The sequence below is a fragment of the Microbacterium sufflavum genome (genome assembly GCF_023101165.1).
Classification (GTDB): Bacteria; Actinomycetota; Actinomycetes; order Actinomycetales; family Microbacteriaceae; genus Microbacterium; species Microbacterium sufflavum.
Genome location: NZ_CP078076.1, coordinates 2,181,409 through 2,199,821 on the forward strand (window position 1 = coordinate 2,181,409; position 18,413 = coordinate 2,199,821).

15 protein-coding genes and 1 riboswitch are annotated in these 18,413 nt (G+C 72.8%); of the genes, 6 read left to right on the plus strand and 9 right to left on the minus strand.

Translation table 11 applies throughout. The annotated features are described in order from the left end of the window. Window positions 1-13 precede the first annotated feature (13 nt). The 6 genes from ribH to KV394_RS10645 all read right to left on the minus strand — a co-directional run bounded on the left by ribH (window position 14) and on the right by KV394_RS10645 (window position 5,185). Window positions 14-487: a 6,7-dimethyl-8-ribityllumazine synthase gene (ribH, locus tag KV394_RS10620; RefSeq protein ID WP_136044544.1), complete on the minus strand. Its 474-nt coding sequence runs from the start codon at window positions 485-487 to the stop codon at window positions 14-16. Then, window positions 484-1,752 carry a GTP cyclohydrolase II gene (gene ribA, locus KV394_RS10625; protein WP_136029095.1) on the minus strand — a complete coding sequence of 423 codons (1,269 nt, stop codon included), beginning with the start codon at window positions 1,750-1,752 and terminating at the stop codon, window positions 484-486. The genes ribH and ribA overlap by 4 nt, the downstream gene beginning before the upstream one ends. Beyond that, window positions 1,749-2,378: a riboflavin synthase gene (locus tag KV394_RS10630; protein WP_136029096.1), complete on the minus strand. Its 630-nt coding sequence runs from the start codon at window positions 2,376-2,378 to the stop codon at window positions 1,749-1,751. Before KV394_RS10630 ends, ribA begins: the two co-directional genes overlap by 4 nt. After that, a complete protein-coding gene (gene ribD / locus KV394_RS10635; protein ID WP_247981414.1) occupies window positions 2,378-3,421 on the minus strand; it encodes a bifunctional diaminohydroxyphosphoribosylaminopyrimidine deaminase/5-amino-6-(5-phosphoribosylamino)uracil reductase RibD in 1,044 nt (347 codons plus the stop codon). The genes KV394_RS10630 and ribD overlap by 1 nt, the downstream gene beginning before the upstream one ends. Before the next feature lie 66 nt (window positions 3,422-3,487). Further along, window positions 3,488-3,632: riboswitch (FMN riboswitch) on the minus strand. 74 nt (window positions 3,633-3,706) lie between these two features. Beyond that, window positions 3,707-4,570 carry an Fpg/Nei family DNA glycosylase gene (locus KV394_RS10640; RefSeq protein WP_136029100.1) on the minus strand — a complete coding sequence of 288 codons (864 nt, stop codon included), beginning with the start codon at window positions 4,568-4,570 and terminating at the stop codon, window positions 3,707-3,709. A 51-nt stretch (window positions 4,571-4,621) separates the two neighbouring features. Beyond that, window positions 4,622-5,185, minus strand: coding sequence for a GNAT family N-acetyltransferase (locus KV394_RS10645; protein WP_247981415.1), 564 nt, complete (start codon window positions 5,183-5,185; stop codon window positions 4,622-4,624). A gap of 88 nt (window positions 5,186-5,273) precedes the next feature. Here KV394_RS10645 and mfd point away from each other — a divergent pair, with 88 nt between their 5' ends. Both mfd and KV394_RS10655 read left to right on the plus strand, forming a co-directional pair. Continuing rightward, window positions 5,274-8,840, plus strand: a complete 3,567-nt coding sequence (mfd, locus tag KV394_RS10650) for a transcription-repair coupling factor (RefSeq protein ID WP_136029105.1) — start codon at window positions 5,274-5,276, stop codon at window positions 8,838-8,840. A gap of 34 nt (window positions 8,841-8,874) precedes the next feature. Further along, a complete protein-coding gene (locus KV394_RS10655) occupies window positions 8,875-9,477 on the plus strand; it encodes a gamma carbonic anhydrase family protein (protein WP_136036014.1) in 603 nt (200 codons plus the stop codon). Between the two features lie 63 nt (window positions 9,478-9,540). Here KV394_RS10655 and gdhA read toward each other — a convergent pair whose 3' ends face one another. Continuing rightward, a complete protein-coding gene (gene gdhA / locus KV394_RS10660) occupies window positions 9,541-10,911 on the minus strand; it encodes an NADP-specific glutamate dehydrogenase (protein WP_136029109.1) in 1,371 nt (456 codons plus the stop codon). A 131-nt stretch (window positions 10,912-11,042) separates the two neighbouring features. Beyond that, window positions 11,043-13,643, minus strand: a complete 2,601-nt coding sequence (locus tag KV394_RS10665) for a phosphoenolpyruvate carboxylase (RefSeq protein WP_407665468.1) — start codon at window positions 13,641-13,643, stop codon at window positions 11,043-11,045. Between the two features lie 174 nt (window positions 13,644-13,817). Between KV394_RS10665 and nhaA the strand changes: the two genes are divergently transcribed. The 4 genes from nhaA to KV394_RS10685 all read left to right on the plus strand — a co-directional run bounded on the left by nhaA (window position 13,818) and on the right by KV394_RS10685 (window position 17,876). Further along, window positions 13,818-15,023, plus strand: coding sequence for a Na+/H+ antiporter NhaA (gene nhaA, locus KV394_RS10670; RefSeq protein WP_136044974.1), 1,206 nt, complete (start codon window positions 13,818-13,820; stop codon window positions 15,021-15,023). Next, a complete protein-coding gene (locus KV394_RS10675; RefSeq protein WP_247981417.1) occupies window positions 15,020-15,685 on the plus strand; it encodes a MazG family protein in 666 nt (221 codons plus the stop codon). The genes nhaA and KV394_RS10675 overlap by 4 nt, the downstream gene beginning before the upstream one ends. Window positions 15,686-15,754: 69 nt before the next feature. After that, window positions 15,755-17,017 carry a histidine--tRNA ligase gene (hisS, locus tag KV394_RS10680; protein ID WP_240745298.1) on the plus strand — a complete coding sequence of 421 codons (1,263 nt, stop codon included), beginning with the start codon at window positions 15,755-15,757 and terminating at the stop codon, window positions 17,015-17,017. Window positions 17,018-17,072: 55 nt separating this feature from the next. Beyond that, window positions 17,073-17,876: an SGNH/GDSL hydrolase family protein gene (locus KV394_RS10685; RefSeq protein WP_247981418.1), complete on the plus strand. Its 804-nt coding sequence runs from the start codon at window positions 17,073-17,075 to the stop codon at window positions 17,874-17,876. On the opposite strand, the gene KV394_RS10690 is transcribed toward KV394_RS10685, so the two are convergent. Further along, window positions 17,848-18,384 (minus strand): VOC family protein, encoded by a 537-nt coding sequence (locus KV394_RS10690; RefSeq protein ID WP_136033413.1) that lies wholly within the window; start codon window positions 18,382-18,384, stop codon window positions 17,848-17,850. The genes KV394_RS10685 and KV394_RS10690 overlap by 29 nt on opposite strands. Window positions 18,385-18,413 lie beyond the last annotated feature (29 nt).

The following is an 18,413-nucleotide window of genomic DNA, read 5'->3' on the forward strand; positions in this document are numbered from 1 at the left end:
GGCCGCCCTGACCTCAGCCGCGCAGCTCCCGGATCACGAGGGCCGTGCGCAGCGCAGCGTCGGCCGCCTCCGCGCCCTTGTCCTCCTTCGAGCCCTCGAGACCCGCGCGATCCAGGCCCTGCTTCTCGTCGTCGAGGGTCAGCAGGCCGAAGCCGACGGGCCGTCCCGCGTCGAGCGACACCCGGGTGAGACCGTCGGTGGCCGCGGCGGACACGTACTCGAAGTGGGGGGTGCCCCCGCGGATGATCACGCCGAGCGCGACCACCGCATCGGCACCTCCGGCGAACGCGGCCTGCGCGGCCACCGCGAGCTCGAACGAGCCAGGCACCCGCACGAGCGTGTGCGACGCCTGCGCCTCGTCGAGCACCCGCTGCGCGCCCGCGATCAGTCCGTTCGAGATGGTCTCGTGCCACGTGCCGGCGATCACGACGACGTGCAGTCCCCGCCCGTCGATGCTCCCGGCCTTCGGTGCTCCTGCGCCGCTCATTCCTCGTCCTTCCCGGCCGCGAGGGCCTGGGCGAGCTCTGCCTCGCCGATGATGTGACCCATCCGGTCACGCTTGGTCTCCAGGTACTGGTGGTTGTTCGGGCCGACGCCCACGATCAGCGGCACCTGCTCCACCACGTCGAGCCCCAGCTCGCGCAGCTGGTTCACCTTGTCGGTGTTGTTGGTCAGCAGTCGCACCTTCGACACGCCGAGGTCGGCGAGGATGCCGGCCGCGGCGGCGTAGTCGCGCGCATCGGCGGGCAGCCCGAGTGCGAGGTTCGCATCGACCGTGTCCAGGCCGTCCTCCTGCAGGCTGTAGGCGCGGAGCTTGTTGATCAGCCCGATGCCGCGCCCCTCGTGCCCGCGCATGTAGACGACGACCCCGCCGTCCTGCTCGATCGCGTCGAGCGCGGCGTCGAGCTGCGGGCCGCACTCGCATTTCAGCGACCCGAACGCCTCGCCCGTCAGGCACTCGGAGTGCACGCGCACGAGGGCGGTCTCGCTCAGCTCGCCCGACACGACCGCGATGTGGTCGGTGCCGGTCACGCGATCCTTGTAGGCGAGGAACCGGAACGAGCCGTGCTCGGTGGGCACGGTCGCGTCGGCGCGCAGGCTCACCCGGCGACCGCGGTGCGCGGCCGGCGTCGCCCCCGCGGGGTCGATCTCGTTGAGGTGCGCGATGAGCTGCTCGATCGTGATCACGGGCACACCGTCACGCGCGCCCAGCTCGATCAGTCCCGGCAGCCGCATCATGCTGCCGTCCTCCGCCACGACCTCGGCGATCGCGCCGACCGGTCGCAGACCCGCGAGCTTCATCAGCTCGACGGCGGCCTCGGTGTGGCCGCTGCGCTCGCGCACGCCGCCGTCCACCGCGCGCAGCGGCAGCACGTGCCCGGGGCGGATGATGCTCGTCGCGGTCGAGTCGGGGTTCGCGAGCACGTTGAGGGTGCGGGCCCGGTCGCTCGCACTGATGCCGGTGGTCACGCCGTCGGCGGCGTCCACGCTCACCGTGTACGCGGTGGAGCGGGCGTCCTCGCTCGCCGCGACCATGGGCGGCAGGTTCAGCTGATCGGCCAGGTCGGCGGGCATGGGCGCGCACAGGAACCCGGACGACCAGCGCACGGTCCACGCGACCCACTCGGGCGTCGCCAGCTCCGCCGAGAGCACCACGTCGCCCTCGTTCTCGCGGTTCTCGTCGTCGGCCACGAGGACCGGCCGTCCGGCGCGCAGCGCCTCCAGGGCCTCGGGGATGGATGACAGGCTCATCGCGAGCCCCCTTCCGGTGCGGCGCGGAACGCGAGCAGACGCTCGACGTGCCGCGCGAGGATGTCGGTCTCGAGGTTCACGCGGTCACCGACCGCGCGGGTGCCGAGCGTGGTGGCGGCGAGCGTCTCCGGGATGAGCGACACCTCGAACCACGGCGCCGCCTCGTCGGGCGCGCTCACGGCGCTCACGGTCAGCGAGGTGCCGTCCACCGAGATGGAGCCCTTGTCGACCACGAGCGGCGCGAGATCGTGGGGCAGGCCGATCCGCAGCACGCTCCACTGCGCACCCGGCCGCACCTCCCGCACCTCGCCGGTGCCGTCGACGTGGCCCTGGACGATGTGCCCGCCGAGCCGCGCGCCCACCGGCATCGCCTTCTCGATGTTCACGCGCGTGCCGACCACGGCCGATCCGATCGCGGCGACGTCGAGCGTCTGCTTCATCACGTCGGCGTCGAACGTGTCGGCGGTCGAGTCGACCACGGTCAGGCACACGCCCGACACCGCGATCGACTCGCCGTGCACGGCGTCGGCCGCGGCCCTCGGCGCGCGCACGGTGAGCCGCCAGCCGTCGCCGGACTCTGCGATCGCCGTGATCTCGCCGATCTCCTCGATGATTCCGGTGAACATCACCAGGCACCTTCCTGCTCGGGGGCGTGGGGGTCTGTGAAGCGGGCGACGGCAAGGAGGTCGGCGCCGAGCGGCACCCACTCCTCGACGGTCAGCCGGCGCGCCTCGTCGATGCGGGAGACGCCGATGTCGGTGAGCGCGAGGCGGCCCCCGCCCAGCAGCACCGGTGCGACGTACGCGAGCACGCGATCCGCGAGTCCCGCCGCGACGAACGCGCTGGCCAGGGTCGGCCCGCCCTCCACGAACACGCTGTGGTGGCCGCGATCGTGCAGGTCGGCGAGCACCGCGGGCAGCTCGCGGGTGTCGTAGAAGAGGGGAGCGTGCGGGTGCCGGTGCACCGCCGCGTGTGCGGGCGTCGCGCGGGCGCCGATCACGACCGGCACGGGCTGCCGCGGGTGGAGGGCGTCACCGTCGCGCGCGGTCAGAGCCGGGTCGTCGGCCAGCACGGTGCCGGTGCCCACGACGATCGCGTCGGCCTCGGCACGACGGCGGTGCACGTCGGCGCGCGCCTCGGGGCCGGTGATCCATCGACTGGAGCCGTCGTCCGCGGCGGCACGGCCGTCGAGGCTCTGCGCCCACTTGACCGTGACGTGCGGGCGGCCCAGGCGCTTCGCGGTGAGCCAGGAGGCGATCAGCGCCTCGGCCTCCGCGGCGCGCACGCCCGACTCCACGTCGACCCCGGCGGCGCGGAGCCGCTCGGCCCCGCCGCCGGACACCTCGCCCGGATCGTCGAGGGCGTAGACCACGCGGGCGACCCCGGCCTCGATGAGCGCCACGGCGCAGGGACCCGTGCGGCCGGTGTGGTTGCACGGCTCGAGCGTCACGACCGCGGTTGCCCCGCGCGCGGCACCCGGCGGGAGCTTCGACAGCGCATCGACCTCGGCGTGCGCGGTGCCGGAGCCGCGGTGCCACCCCTCGGCCAGCACCTCACCGGCGGGGGAGAGGAGCACGGCGCCCACCTGCGGGTTGACCCCGCGGGGGCCGCGGGCGGCGAGCTCGAGCGCGCGGTCCATCGCACGCTGCTCGATCGCGGTCACTGCCATCCGTCGTCCTCTCTGCGGGCCTCGGGGCTCTCGCAGGGGTGGCGGAACGGACGCACACGCGTGCGCCTCGTGCTGCCTCCCTTCCGGACTAGCGAGGTCACCCTCGCATCACCGTCGGTCCCGGAGTTCCACCGGATCGGCATCCCGATCACTCGAGACGCTCGCGGACTGTCACCGCCGGTTCGGATTCCCACCGACCCCGGAGCACGTTGCTGCTCTGAGTGTACTCAACGCGGTCGGCGCGATTTCATTCCGTGGCATGGATCCGCGCGTTCGGCGCCCATCTCACTTCAGCAGGCGCGAGAGGCGGCGGTCGGCGAGCACCTTGCCGCCCGTCTGGCACGTGGGGCAGTACTCGAGCGACCGGTCGGCGAAGAACACGCTGCGCACGGTGTCTCCGCACACGGGGCACGCCTCGCCGCGGCGCGCGTGCACCTGCATGCCGCGGCGCTTGGCGTCTTTCAGGTCGGCGGGCGGCTTCCCGGAGGCCGCGGCCACGGCCTCGCGCAGCGTCTCCTGCATCGCCGCGAACAGCCGGTCGACCTCGGCGTCGTCGAGCGTCGCGGCGATCGCATAGGGCGACATGCGTGCGGCGTGCAGGATCTCGTCGGAGTAGGCGTTGCCGATGCCCGCGATCACGCCCTGGTCGCGCAGCAGCCCCTTGATCTGCATGCGCCGCCCCTCCAGCAGGCCGGCGAAGTCCGCCCGCGTGAAGGCCGGGTCGAGCGGGTCGGGACCGAGGCGGGCGATGCCGGGCACCTCCTGCGGATCGCGCACGACGTACACCGCGAGAGACTTCTTCGTACCGGCCTCCGTCAGGTCGAACCCGCTGCCGTCGTCGAGCGCGACACGCAGGGCGATGGGCGTCTTCCCCGGCTTGATGAGCGTGGTCGGCAGGGTCTCGTACCAGCGCAGCCAGCCCGCCTTCGCCAGGTGGAACACGAGGTGCAGCTCCGCACCGCACGACAGCACGACGAACTTGCCCAGCCGCGCGGCCGCGGTGATCTCCGCGCCGTGGAGCGCCGTGATGGGCGGGTCGTACGTCTTCAGCGCCGCGATGGCCGAGACCGACGCGCGGGTGATCGTGCGTCCGACCGCGCGCTCGCCGAGGAACGCGACGAGTCCTTCGACCTCCGGCATCTCGGGCATGCAGCCATCCTGTCACCGGCCTCCGACGCTGTCACGCCTCGCCGGCAGCCGTCAGAGCACGGGCCACTCGACCGGGGTGCGGTCGTCGGTGGTGAGCAGCCCGGCGACCCAGCCGTCGTCGCGGCCGCGCTGACTCGTGAGGGCCTGGCGCTGCGTGCCCTCGAACCGGAAGCCGAGGGCGCGGGCGGCCCGTGCCGACGGCACGTTGCCCACCACGGCCTGCCAGCGGATGCGCGCGAGCCCGAGCTCGGCGAACCCCCAGTCCAGCACCGCGCGGGCCGCCTCGGTCAGATAGCCCCGGCCGCGGGCGTCCGCGACCATCCAGTAGCCCAGTTCGGCACTGCCACCCGCGGCGTGGCCCGCGATGTGGTGCAGGCCGATGACGCCCACGAGCACGCCGTCCGCGAAGATGCCCCACACGGTCTGCGAGCCGTCCGCCCACCAGTCGGCGACGAGCGCGACGAAGTCCTCCGCGTCCTGCCGGAAGTACGGGTTCGGGACGGTCGTCCAGCGGGGGATCTCCGGGTCCTGGCAGGCCGCGGTGATCGCGTCGACGTCCGCCTCCGTCGGGGCATGCAGGACGAGGCGGGCGGTGGTGAGGGTGACCGGAGGCATCCCTCCAGCCTAGGACGGCCGAGCCGGTCGCCCGGTCGGCGAGGGGGACGTCGACCGCGGTGTCGGTGGGCGCGATTAGGCTTGTCCGGTGACTGTTCCGGGGATTCTGCGCGCCTTGGAAGAGGCGTCTCTGTTTCGTGACGCTCTCGCCTGGGCGCATACCGACGCCGACCTCGGACTGGTCGACGGCCTCGATGCGCCCACGCTCGCCGGGCTCCTCGCCAAGCGCGCCGCGGCCGGGCACCCCGCCGCGTTGCTCGCCGTGGTGCCGACCGGGCGCCGGGCCGAGACGCTCGCCGCGGCGATGTCGGCCTACGTGCCCGATGCCGAGGTGCTCACGTTCCCGGCATGGGAGACCCTGCCGCACGAGCGGCTGAGCCCGAGCCCCGACACCGTCGGGCAGCGCCTGCAGACCCTGCGCCGCATCGCCGAGTGGTCGGGTGATCACCCGCTCGTGGTCGTCGCCTCCGTGCGCGCCGCGCTGCAGCCGATCGCCGGCAACCTGGGCGAGATCGCCCCGCTCGACCTCGCCGTCGGCAGCCGGGGGCACGAGCTCGACCACGTCGCGGAGCAGCTGGTCGAACGCGCATACTCCCGCGTGGACATGGTGTCGCGGCGCGGTGAGTTCGCCGTGCGCGGCGGCATCCTCGACGTGTTCCCTCCCACGTCGGAGCACCCCTACCGCGTGGAGTTCTTCGGCGACGAGATCGACCAGATCCGGGCGTTCTCCGTGGCCGATCAGCGCTCGCTCCCCGGCGACGTCCCGGCGGTCGACCTGCCGCCCAGCCGCGAGCTGCTGCTCACCGCCGACGTGCGCGACAGGGCGCGCGCGCTGATCGGCGGGTTCCCGGCCATCGCGGGCATGCTCGAGAAGATGGCCGAGGGCATCCCGGTCGAGGGCATGGAGTCGCTGCTGCCCGCCGTGGCCGGTCCGCTGAAGTCGCTCGTGGAGTACCTGCCGCCCGGCAGCGCGACCGCGGTGGTCGACCCCGAGCGGGCGACCGCGCGGGCGATCACCCTCGGCGACACGAACCGCGAGTTCCTCGACGCCGCGTGGAGCGCGGCGACCTCCGGGGCCTCGGCTCCCATCGACCTCGGCGCGGGCGACTTCCTCACGGTCGCCGACCTGCGCGACGTGGTGCGCGACCGCGGCGGCGTGTGGTGGCGGCTCAGCCCGTTCGGCATCGGCGACGCCGACCCGGAGAGCGTCGAGGCGTCGGCGGTCATCCCGTCGTTCCACGGCAACGTCGACGGGGCGATCGCCTTCGTCGACGCGAAGGTCGCCGACGGGTGGCGCGTCGTGGTGATCGCGACGGGACACGGGCTCGTCGACCGCGCGCGCGACGTGCTGTCCGACCGGGGCATCGCGGCCCGCGCGGTGGAGTCGCTGACCGAGGCCCCCGACCCCGGGGTCGCGACGCTCGTGACCGGTGCGGTCGAGGCGGGGTTCCAGGTGCCGGAGGCGAAGCTCGCCGTCCTCACCGACAACGAGTTCTACGGCCGCACGATCGGCGGCGACCAGCGCGTGGTGAAGAAGCTCGCCTCGCGCCGCAAGAACGTGGTCGACCCCCTCCAGCTCAAGCAGGGCGACTTCGTGGTGCACGCCACGCACGGCATCGGCCGCTTCGTGGAGATGACGCAGCGCGAGGTGTCGACGGGCGGCCGCCACGCCGCGAAGTCCGTGCGCGACTACCTCGTGCTGGAGTACGCCCCGTCCAAGCGCGGCTACCCGGGTGACAAGCTCTTCGTACCCACCGACCAGCTCGACCTGCTCTCCAAGTACGTCGGCGGTGAGGCCCCGACGCTGTCGAAGATGGGCGGCAGTGACTGGGCGCAGGCCAAGGGCAAGGCCCGCAAAGCCGTGCGCGACATCGCGGTCGAGCTCGTGAAGCTCTACTCCGCGCGCATGAGCGCCAAGGGGCACGCGTTCGGTCCGGACACCCCGTGGCAGCGCGAGCTGGAGGAGGCGTTCCCGTTCGCCGAGACCCATGACCAGCTGCAGACCATCGACGAGATCAAGGCCGACATGGAGCGGCCCATCCCGATGGACCGGCTGCTGTCGGGAGACGTCGGCTTCGGCAAGACCGAGGTCGCGGTGCGCGCGGCGTTCAAGGCCATCCAGGACGGCAAGCAGGTCGCGATGCTCGTGCCGACGACGCTGCTGGTGAAGCAGCACCTGGAGACGTTCACGGAGCGCTTCGCCGGCTTCCCGGTGAAGGTGCGGCCGCTGTCGCGCTTCCAGACCGACAAGGAGGCGAAGCTCACGCTGCAGGGCCTTCTCGACGGCACGGTCGACATGGTCATCGGCACGCACCGCATCCTCACCGATCAGGTGATGTTCAAGGACCTCGGCCTGATGATCATCGACGAGGAGCAGCGCTTTGGCGTGGAGCACAAGGACGCGCTGAAGAAGATGAAGACCAACGTCGACATCCTCGCCATGAGCGCGACCCCGATCCCGCGCACCCTGGAGATGGCGGTCACCGGCATCCGGGAGATGTCCACGCTCGCGACGCCGCCGGAGGACCGGCACCCGATCCTCTCGTTCGTCGGGCCGCGCAGCGACAAGCAGATCGCCGCCGCCATCCGGCGCGAGATCCTGCGCGAGGGCCAGGTGTTCTTCGTGCACAACCGCGTGCAGTCCATCCAGCGGATCGCGGCCCAGCTCGCCGAGCTCGTGCCGGAGGCGCGCATCGCGGTCGCGCACGGGCAGATGGGGGAGCATGCGCTGGAGCAGGTGGTCGACGACTTCTGGGAGCGCAAGTTCGACGTGCTCGTCTCGACCACCATCATCGAGACCGGCCTCGACATCTCCAACGCCAACACGATCATCATCGACCGCGCCGACAAGTACGGCCTGAGCCAGCTGCACCAGCTCCGCGGACGCGTGGGCCGCGGACGCGAGCGCGCCTACGCGTACTTCCTCTACGACGACATGAAGCCGCTGAGCGAGACCGCGGCCGACCGCTTGCAGACCATCGCGGTCAACAACGACCTCGGCTCGGGCATGCAGGTGGCGCTGAAGGACCTGGAGCTGCGCGGGGCGGGCAACCTGCTCGGCGCGGAGCAGGCGGGGCACATCGCCGGCGTCGGCTTCGACCTGTACCTGCGCATGATCGGTGAGGCCGTCGCGACGTTCCGCGGCGAAGAGGTCGAGACGGGGCAGGAGCTGCGACTGGAGCTGCCGCTGGACGCGCGCATCCCCGAGGACTACATCGATAGTGAGCGCCTGCGCCTGGAGGCGTACCAGAAGCTGTCCGCCGCCTCGGCCGCGACCGCCAAGGACGATGCGATCGACCTCGTGCAGGAGGAGCTCATCGACCGCTACGGCACCCCGCCGGAAGAGGTCGCCGGGCTCTTCGCGATCGCGCGACTGCGCCGCAGGGCCGCCCGCGCCGGGCTCACCGACGTGGTGGCGATGGGGTCGAACCTCCGCATCGCCCCGGCGCGGCTGGAGGACTCCATCAAGGTGCGGCTGCAGCGGCTCTACCCGAAGGCGAAGCTCGTGGCCGGGGGAGAGGCGCTGGTGGTGCCGATGCCCACCGTCGCCGCGGCCGTCGGCGTCGGTGTGGAGCCGCTGCCCGACGCGCAGCTGCTGGAGTGGGTCGGCCAGCTGTTCACCGCGATCTTCCCGGAACCCGCCACGACCCCGTAGCGGACGGCGGGGGCCCCGGGGCTAGTCTGGCCGCATGTTGTACGAGCACCTCGGGGCTCGCCCCCGCATCCATGACACCGCCGTCGTCGCCCCCACCGCCGTGATCTCCGGCGATGTGGAGGTCGGTCCGGGCTGCCAGGTGCTGCACGGCGCCGTGATCACCGCCGAGGGCGGCCCGATCACGCTCGGCGCACACGTGATTGTGATGGAGAACGCGCTGATCAGGGCGACCGCGGCGAACGCGGTGCACATCGGCGACCACACCCTCGTCGGCACGCTCGCGAGCATCGCCGGCGCGACCGTGGGCGAGGAGGTGTTCTTCGCCTCGGGCGCCCGCATCTTCAACGGTGCTCTGGTGGGCAGTCGCTGCGAGGTGCGCGTCAACGCGATCGTGCACCGGCGCGCGGTGCTGCCCGAGGGCACGGTCGTGCCGATCGGATGGGTCGCGGTCGGCGATCCGGTGCAGCTGCTCTCGCCGGACCGGGCGGAGGAGATCGCGGCGGCGCAGCCCGAGCTCGACTTCCCCGGGCACGTGTTCGGGGTCGACCGGGACACCCCCGACCTCATGGTGCAGCTCACCGAGCGCTACGGGAGCTCCCTCGCGCGACACGCCGACGACCGCCCCGTCGGTCCGTAGCCGCGCGGGCGCGCAGAGACGAAGCCGAGCACCCCGCCGATGCCCGGCTTCGCCGGCTCGATGTCAGATGACGCCCTGCGCGAGCATGGCAGCGGCGACCCTCTCGAATCCTGCGATGTTGGCCCCCGCGACGTAGTCGCCGGGAACCCCGTACCGTTCCGCGGCGTCGAACGCGGCGCCGTGGATATCCGCCATGATCTCACGGAGCTTGCTCTCGCTGTCGGCGAAGGTCCACCGCTGGCGCGAGGCGTTCTGGCTCATCTCCAGCGCGGAGGTGGCGACACCGCCCGCGTTGGCCGCCTTGCCGGGGGCGAACAGCACACCCGCCCGCTGGAACGCCTCGACGGCCTCGGGCACGCACGGCATGTTGGCGCCCTCGGAGACCGCCTGCACGCCACCGGCGATCAGCGCCTCGGCGTCGGCCAGGCTCACCTCGTTCTGCGTAGCGGACGGCACGGCGATGTCGACCGGCACCTCCCACACGCTGCCGCCCTCGACGAACCGTGCGCTGGGGCGGCGGCGGGCGTACTCGACGATGCGGGCGCGCTCGACCTCCTTCAGCTGACGCAGCAGGTCGAGGTCGATGCCGGCGTCGTCGACGACGTAGCCGGAGGAGTCGGAGGCGGTGACCGCGGTCGCGCCGAGCTGCGCGGCCTTCTGGATCGCGTAGAGGGCGACGTTGCCGGAGCCGGAGATGCCGACGCGCTTGCCCGCCAGCGAGTCGCCGCGGACGGCGAGCATCTCCTGCGCGAAGAACACGGCGCCGTAGCCGGTGGCCTCCGTGCGCACCTCGGCCCCACCCCAGCCGGTGCCCTTGCCGGTGAACATGCCCGACTCGTGGCGGTTGGTGACCTTGCGGTACTGGCCGAACAGGTAGCCGATCTCGCGGCCGCCCACGCCGATGTCGCCGGCGGGGACGTCGGTGTGCTCGCCGAGGTGGCGGTACAGCTCGTTCATGAACGACTGGCAGAAGCGCATGACCTCGGCGTCAGACTTGCCGTGCGGGTCGAAGTCGGAGCCGCCCTTGCCGCCGCCGATGCCCTGACCGGTGAGCGCGTTCTTGAAGATCTGCTCGAAGCCGAGGAACTTGATGATCGACAGGTTCACCGAGGGGTGGAAGCGCAGGCCGCCCTTGTACGGGCCGAGCACGGAGGAGAACTGGATGCGGTAGCCGCGGTTGACCTGCAGCTTCCCCGCGTCGTCGACCCACGGCACGCGGAACAGGATCTGCCGCTCGGGCTCGACCAGGCGCTCGAGGATGCCGCCGTCGACGTATTCCGGGTGGCGCTCCAGCACGGGGGCGATCGAGTGCAGCACCTCGTGCACGGCCTGGTGGAACTCCGGCTCGTGCGGGCTGCGGGAGAGCACCGTGTCGAACACGGGCTGCACGGAGTCGGCGAGCGGATGGAAGTCGGCAGTGGTCGTGACGGTCACGCGGGAAGGACTTTCTGGTGGGGGATGGGGTGCTGGCGATCGTGTCGCGTCAGGGCGGTGCCGGTTGGGCCGAGCTCTCACTCTAGCGTCGGCGCCCGAGGGCCCCGCGCCACGCGACGGGCGGCCGCGGCTCAGCCGGTGTTCTGCAGTCCGGCCGCGACGCCGCTCACCGAGAGCAGCAGGAGGCGCTGCTGTTCCGCGTCGGCGCCCGAGCCCTCCGGCTGCGGCGCGGCCGAGCGCAGGGCCCGGAGCGCGCGCAGCTGCAGCAGCGACAGCGCGTCGACGTAGGGGCTGCGCAGCTGCACGGCGCGCTGCAGCACGGGCTTGTTCTCGAGCAGGCCGTCGCCGCCGGTCAGCCGCACGATCCACTGGCGCGTGAGCGCGAGCTCGTCGAGCACGAGCGCCGCCAGGTCGTCGCGGTCGCCGAGGGCCAGGTACTGGCGGGCGATGCGCTCGTCGGTCTTGGCGAGGCTCATCGCGACGTTGTCGACCATGGTGTGCAGCAGCGGCCACTCGCGGTACGCCTCACGCAGCAGGTCCTGGTCGCCGACGGCCTCCAGGGCGGTGCCGAGACCGAACCAGCCGGCGAGGTTGATGCGCGCCTGGGTCCACGCGAACACCCACGGGATCGCCCGCAGGTCTTCCAGCGACTCGACCGACAGTCCGCGTCGGGCGGGGCGGGAGCCGAGTGCCAGCAGCCCGATCTCCTCCATCGGGGTCACCGTGGCGAACCACGGCGCGAAGCCCTCGGCCTTGACGAGCGAGAAGAAGCGCTCGCGGGAGGCCGCGTCCATCGTGGCGGCCACCTCGGCGTAGCGCTCGGCCGCGCGGCTGGTGCGCTCCTCCACCGTGGGGGAGGAGGCGAGCAGCGTGGCGGCGGCGACCTGGTCGATGTGCCGCATGGCGATCGCGGGCTCGCCGTAGCGCGCGAAGATCACCTCGCCCTGCTCGGTGAGCTTGAACCGGCCGTCGACGGAGTGCGGCGGCTGGGCGAGGATGGCGGAGTTGGCGGGGCCGCCGCCGCGCCCGAGGGCGCCGCCGCGACCGTGGAACAGCGTGAGCTCGATGCCCGACTCCTGCGCCCAGCGGGCGATGGTGGCCTGCGCCGCGTACAGCGCGAGGTTCGCGGCGACCGGGCCCACGTCCTTCGACGAGTCGGAGTAGCCGAGCATCACCTCGAGGCGGTTGCCTGTGGCGGCCATCCGCTCGCGGAACTCGGGGAACGTGACGACCTCGGCGAGGATCGCCGGCGCGGCCTGCAGGTCGGCGAAGGTCTCGAACAGCGGCACGACATCGAGCACCGGGGCGTCGTCGCCGAGGGCGTACCGGGCGAGGCGGTGCACGTTCGCGAGGTCGGACGCGGCCTGGGTGAACGAGACGACGTAGCGCCCTGCCGCCCGCAGCCCGCGGTCGCGCTGGATGTCCGCGATCGCACGGAACACCTCCAGCACCTCCTCCGTCTGGGCGCTGATCGGGCCGCCCGCATCGAGCTCGGCGAGGGCCGTGGCGTGCACCTGGGAGTGCTGGCGCACCTCGAGCTCGGTCAGGTGGAAGCCGTAGGTCTCCACCTGCCAGATCAGGTGCTGCACCCCGCCGAACGCGTGCCGACGGGCGCCGGCCGCGGCGAGCGAGGACTGCACGGCACGCAGGTCGGCCAGCAGCTCGTCCGGTCGGGTGTACGCGTGCTCGCTGTCCCCGAGCCGGGTCGCGGCCACCCGCCGCGCGAGCACGAGCAGCACGCGGCGGTGCGGCTCCTCCGGCGACCGGGCGGCGAGCTCGGCGGCGACCTCGGGCTCGGCGGCCGCGAAGGCCTCCCACAGTGCGACGACCTCCGCGCTCGGGGGCGTGTCGTCGGCCGAGAGCGTGAGCGTGCGGCCGATGCGGTCCAGCGCGCGCTCGAGTCCGCGCAGCACATGGTCGGAGGCGATCTGCGAGGCCTCGCGCGTGACGGCCGCGGTGACGAACGGGTTCCCGTCGCGGTCGCCGCCCACCCACGAGCCGATGCGCACGAAGGAGGGCACCACGGGCGCGCTGGCTCCGGACTCCTCGCCGCGCAGTGCGTCGTCGATGCGGCGGTACACGTGCGGCACCGTCGTGAAGAGCGTCTCGTCGAACACGCCCATGACGGTGCGGACCTCGTCGGTCGGGGAGGGCTTCTGCGCGCGCAGCGGGGCGGTGCGCCACAGCGTGTCGATCTCCTCCAGCATGCGACGGCGGGCGCGGTGCTCCTCGGCACCGCCCGCGCTCGCGGCGTCGTGCTGCGTGAGCAGGTCCGACAGGCGGCGGATGCTCGACGACACCGCACGGCGGCGGGCCTCGGTCGGGTGCGCCGTGAACACCGGGTGGAAGCGCAGACCGGCGAGACGGCGGCGCGCCTCGTCCTCGCCGACCTCGTCGCGCAGGCGCGCGTAGGCCGTGGCGACCGTGTCGCTCGCGTCTTCCCGCCCCGGCTGGCCGGCCCGCTCGCGCAGCACGCGCACGCGCTGGTGCTCCTCGGCGAGATTCACCAGGTGGAAATAGCAGGTGAACGCCCGCGCGACCTCGTCGGCGCGGGCGATCGTGAACGACTCGGCGATCGCCGCGGCCCGCTCGAACGCGTCGGAGGTCTCGTCCTCGTAGGCCTGGATGGTCGCGAGGCGCAGACGCTCGACGTCGTCGAACAGGTCGTCGCCGCCGGCCTCGCGGAGCACCTGGCCGAGCAGCTGGCCCAGCATCCGCACGTCGGAGCGCATGGCATCGGGAATGCCGCGACCGGCTTCGAAGCGACCGATCACGCGGATGGCCTCGGTAGGCGTCGGCTCGGAGAAAGCGGGGGAATCGGGGGTCACCCTCCGAGCGTATCCCGGGGTGAGAACGCCTCTTGCACGCATGACGGCCGGAGGACACCGCCGCCTACGATGGAGGCGATGCGCATCACAGCGAACCCCCTCCGCGGTCAGCAGTTCCCCGCCGTCCTCCTGCTCGTCGCGGCCGGACTGGGGCTCCTCCTCGCGAACCTGCCCACCCACGACGCGATCGCGGGGCTGCTGGACGCGCACCTCGCGGTGCCGGGCACGGCGCTCGACCTGTCGATCGCGCACTGGGTCTCGGACGGTCTGCTGGCGGTGTTCTTCCTGGTGGTCGCGATCGAGCTGCGCCACGAGCTGACCCACGGTGAGCTCGACTCCCCGCGCAAGGCCGTGCAGCCGGCGATCGCCGCGACCGGCGGGGTGCTGGTCCCCATCCTGGTGTACCTGCTGATCGCGGGCGGCCCGGAGACGGCGTCCGGCTGGCCGATCCCCACCGCGACCGACATCGCCTTCGCGCTCGGTGTGCTGGCGATGTTCGGCCGCGGCCTGCCGTCGCGCGTGCGGGTGTTCCTGCTGGCGCTCGCGATCCTCGACGACATCATCGGCATCGTGTTCATCGCGGTGCTGTTCGCGCACGACGTGCAGTGGCTGCTGTTCGTGCTGGCCCTGGTCGGTGTGGCCGTGTTCTGGGTGCTCAGCCGGCTCCTGCACGCGAAGGGGCATCCGCTGATCGCGGTCGCGATGACCGTGGTCGGTGTGGTGACGTGGGCGCTTGTGGCGTCGTCCGGCGTGCACGCCACGATCGCGGGGGTCATGCTGGGGCTGGTGATGGCGCCGGTGCCCGCCGGCCGTACGCGGCACGCGCTCGAGCCCACGGTCAACGGGGTGATCCTGCCGGTGTTCGCATTCGTCGCGGCGTTCGTGGTGATCCCCGCGGTGGCGCCGACGGAGCTGTCGCCCGCGTTCTGGGCCATCGTGGTGGCCCTCCCGGTCGGCAAGATCGTCGGCATCACGGTGTTCGGCTGGTTCGCGATGCGCATCCGCCCGCGGGGAGCCGATCCGGCGCTGCCCTTCGCCGACATCGTCGCGGCGGGAGCGCTCGGCGGCATCGGCTTCACGGTGTCGCTGCTGCTCGCGAACCTCGCGTTCGCCGCCGACGCGGGCCTGCGCGACCAGGCGATCCTCGGGGTGCTGGTCGGCTCGCTCCTGGCACTGCTGCTCTCGGCGGTGATCGTGTCGCTGCGGGCCCGCTGGTACCGTCGCCTCGCCGGCGCCCCGTCGGGAGAGCGGGTCGCATCGGACCGAGGAGCGGAGGACGCATGAGCGGGTCTGCCGACGAGTCGCGGCCTGACGTGGATGCGCTGCGGGCCGCGGCCGACACCATGCGGGCCGTGCGCGAGCGCTGCGTGTGGTCGCAGCGCATCACCCACCGCGACCTGGTGCCGTACCTGATCGAGGAGTCGCACGAGGTGATCGACGCCGTGGAGTCCGGCACCCGCGACGATCTGCGTGAGGAGCTGGGCGACCTGCTGTGGCAGGTGCTGTTCCACGCCGCGATCGCCGCGCAGGACCCCGACGATCCGTTCGACATCGACGACGTGGCCGCCACGCTCACCGAGAAGATGGTGCGCCGTCATCCGCACGTGTTCGGCGATGAGGTCGCCACCACGCCGGAGGAGGTGCTGATCCACTGGAACGCGGCGAAGGCCGCGGAGAAGCGCACGCGGCGCAGCGTGCTCGACGGCGTGCCCCGGGGGATGCCGGCGCTCGCCCTGGCGCAGAAGCTGGTCGGCCGGGCCGCGGGGGCCGGTGTCACGGTGTCGCAGAGCCCCGTCGCGGCCACTCCGGCGTCCGAGGCGGAGCTCGGCGACGCGCTCCTGGCGCTGGTCGCGACCGCGCGCGCCGAGGGGTGGGATGCCGAGCGGGCGCTGCGCGAGCGGCTGCGGCTGCTGGAGGACGAGGTGCGCGGGGCGGAGGCCGGCTGACCCGACGCGCGGGTGCCGCCGACGACCTGGGAAGATGGACGGGTGGCTACTGTGAACCCGCCGCGCGGCATGCGCGACTTCCTCCCCGCCGACAAGGCCCGCCGTGAGCGCGTGCTCTCCGTGATCCGCGAGCGCTACCGCGCGCACGGGTTCGACGAGATCGAGACGCCCGTGGTGGAGGAGTACGAGCGGCTGCACGCGGGCATCGGCGGCGACAACGAGAAGCTGTCGTTCGCGATCCTGCGCCGCGGTCTCGACGCCGACGCGATCCGCGCCGCGGCCGACGACCCCGCCGCGCTGTCCGACCTGGGGCTGCGCTACGACCTGACGGTGCCGCTGGCGCGCTTCTACGCCAGCAACCGCGGGCAGCTCCCCGGTGTGTTCCGCTCCGTGCAGATCGCGCCGGTGTGGCGGGCCGAGCGGCCGCAGAAGGGCCGCTACCGCCAGTTCGTGCAGTGCGACATCGACATCATCGGGGATGCGTCGGGGCGGGCCGAGGCCGAGTTGCTCGTCGCATCGCTCGACGCCGTCGACGCGCTGGGGCTCGAGGGTGCCACCGTGCGCATCAACGACCGCCGCCTGCTCGACTGGATGCTGGGCCACCTGGGCTTCACGACCGAGGAGCGCCCGCAGGTGCTGATCACGATCGACAAGCTCGACAAGATCGGGCCGGAGGGGGTCGCGGCCGAGCTGCGCGAGCGCGGGGTCACCGCGACCGCCGTCGCCGCGTTCGAGGAGTTCCTCCGCCGCCCGCAGACGCTGGAGTACCACCCGTACGGGGAGCGGCAGATCCGCAAGGCGCTGCCCGAGGGCGTCCCTGATGAGCTCATCGCGCACCTCACCGGCATCGGCGAGGCCGTGGCGGCCGCACGCCCCGTGGTCGCGGAGCACGTCGAGATCCCGCTCGTGTTCGACCCGTTCCTCGTGCGCGGCATGGGGTACTACACGGGCACGATCTTCGAGCTCGCGCACCCCTCCGTCGGGTACTCGCTCGGCGGCGGCGGGCGCTACGACGGCATGATCGGCCGGTTCCTGAAGCAGGACGTTCCCGCGGTGGGCTTCTCGCTCGGGTTCGAGCGGCTGGTCGACCTGGTCTCCGCCGACCCCGACACCGAGGCGCAGGCGATCGTCCTGGTCCACGATGCCGACGTGCCGGTGGGCGAGCTGGTCGCGCACAAGGCCGAGCTCGTGGCGAGGGGGGCGCGCGTGCGGCTCGAGCAGCGCACCAAGAACCTCAAGGCGCTGCTGGAGCGTGCGGCCGCCGACGGCTACACCCACTTCGCGAGCGTGCGGGCAGGCTCCGACGAGCTCGAGGTCAAGACGCTCGGCTGATCCGGGGCTCGGTGGTGTTCACCGGGCGTTCACGGCGGTCGACTCGAATCGGGTCGTGCGTCGCCTCCGTCCCGTGTTCGCCGCCGTGTCCGCCGTCGCCCTGCTGACCGCGGTGCTGCGCCTCGTGCTGGTCCGTCAGGCCGCGCTCGCGCGACGGCGCATCGGCAAGCCGCTCGGGGAGGTGTCGCTCGATGCCGACCGGCTCTGGCGGCCGGGGCTCGACGGCGCCCCGCTCGACCTGCTGCTGGTGGGAGACTCGCTCGCGGCGGGGCTGGGGGCGCAGCGCCCCAAGCAGACCCTGGGCGGACGACTCGCCAAGGCGCTCGCGCGTGGTCTGGGGCGTCCCGTGCGCCTGCGTACGGTGGCGAGGGTCGGCGCGGAGTCGCGCGACCTCGCGACGCAGCTGGACGCGTTGCCGCCCGGGTACCGTCCGCACGTCGCGGTGGTCGTGGTGGGCGGGAACGACGTGACGCATCGCCTGCCGGTCGCCGAGTCCGCGCGGCACCTGGAAGACGCGGTGCGGCGGCTGCGCGTCCTCGGCGCCGGGGTCGTGGTGGGCACCTGCCCGGATCTGGGGGCGCTCCGCGCGGTGCCGCAGCCGCTGCGCCGCATCGCCTCAAGCCTGTCGCGTCGGCTCGCCGCCGTGCAGGCGGAGGCGGCCCGCCGCGCGGGGGCCGAGCCGGTCGATCTGCGCCGCGCCGTGGGGCCGCTGTTCTTCGACGAGCCGGAGGCGATGTTCAGCCTCGACCGGTTTCACCCGAGCCCGCTCGGCTACCGGCGCACCGCGGAGGCGCTGCTCCCCGCCGTGCAGCGGGCGACCGTCGTCGCGCTCAGCTCGCGTCGGCCTGCCCCGCGCTGAACGACGCCGCCCATTCGGCGACGCGGCGCGCGCTCTCCTCGTCCGAGAGGTCTTCGACCCTGGTCATGATCGACCATCGCACGCCGAAGGGGTCGCGGATGCTGGCGAAGCGGTCGCCCGACACGAAGTGCATCGCGGGCTCGCGCACGGTGGCACCGGCGGCCACGGCGCGCTCGACCACGGCATCGACGTCGGGCACGTAGAGGCCGAGGGAATAGCAGGCGTCGTCGCCGGCGGGCGGCGGCACGAGGTGGTAGTCGGGACTGGGCTCGCCCAGTTGCAGTCGACCGGTGCCGAAGTCGAGGTCGGCGTGGGCCACGACGTCGCCGAACTCGGTCACGTCGATCACGCGGGCTCCGAACACGTCGCGGTAGAACGCGAGCGCACCGGCGGCGTCGGGGATCGCGAGGAACGGGGTGAGCGAGGTCACGCCGTGCGGGCGGCCGTCGGTCGTGTGCGCACCGGTCACGCCGGTGACGGGCAGGTCTGCGGGTGTCTGATCGGTCATGTCGCCACGGTAGATCGTGCGGCGCGCCG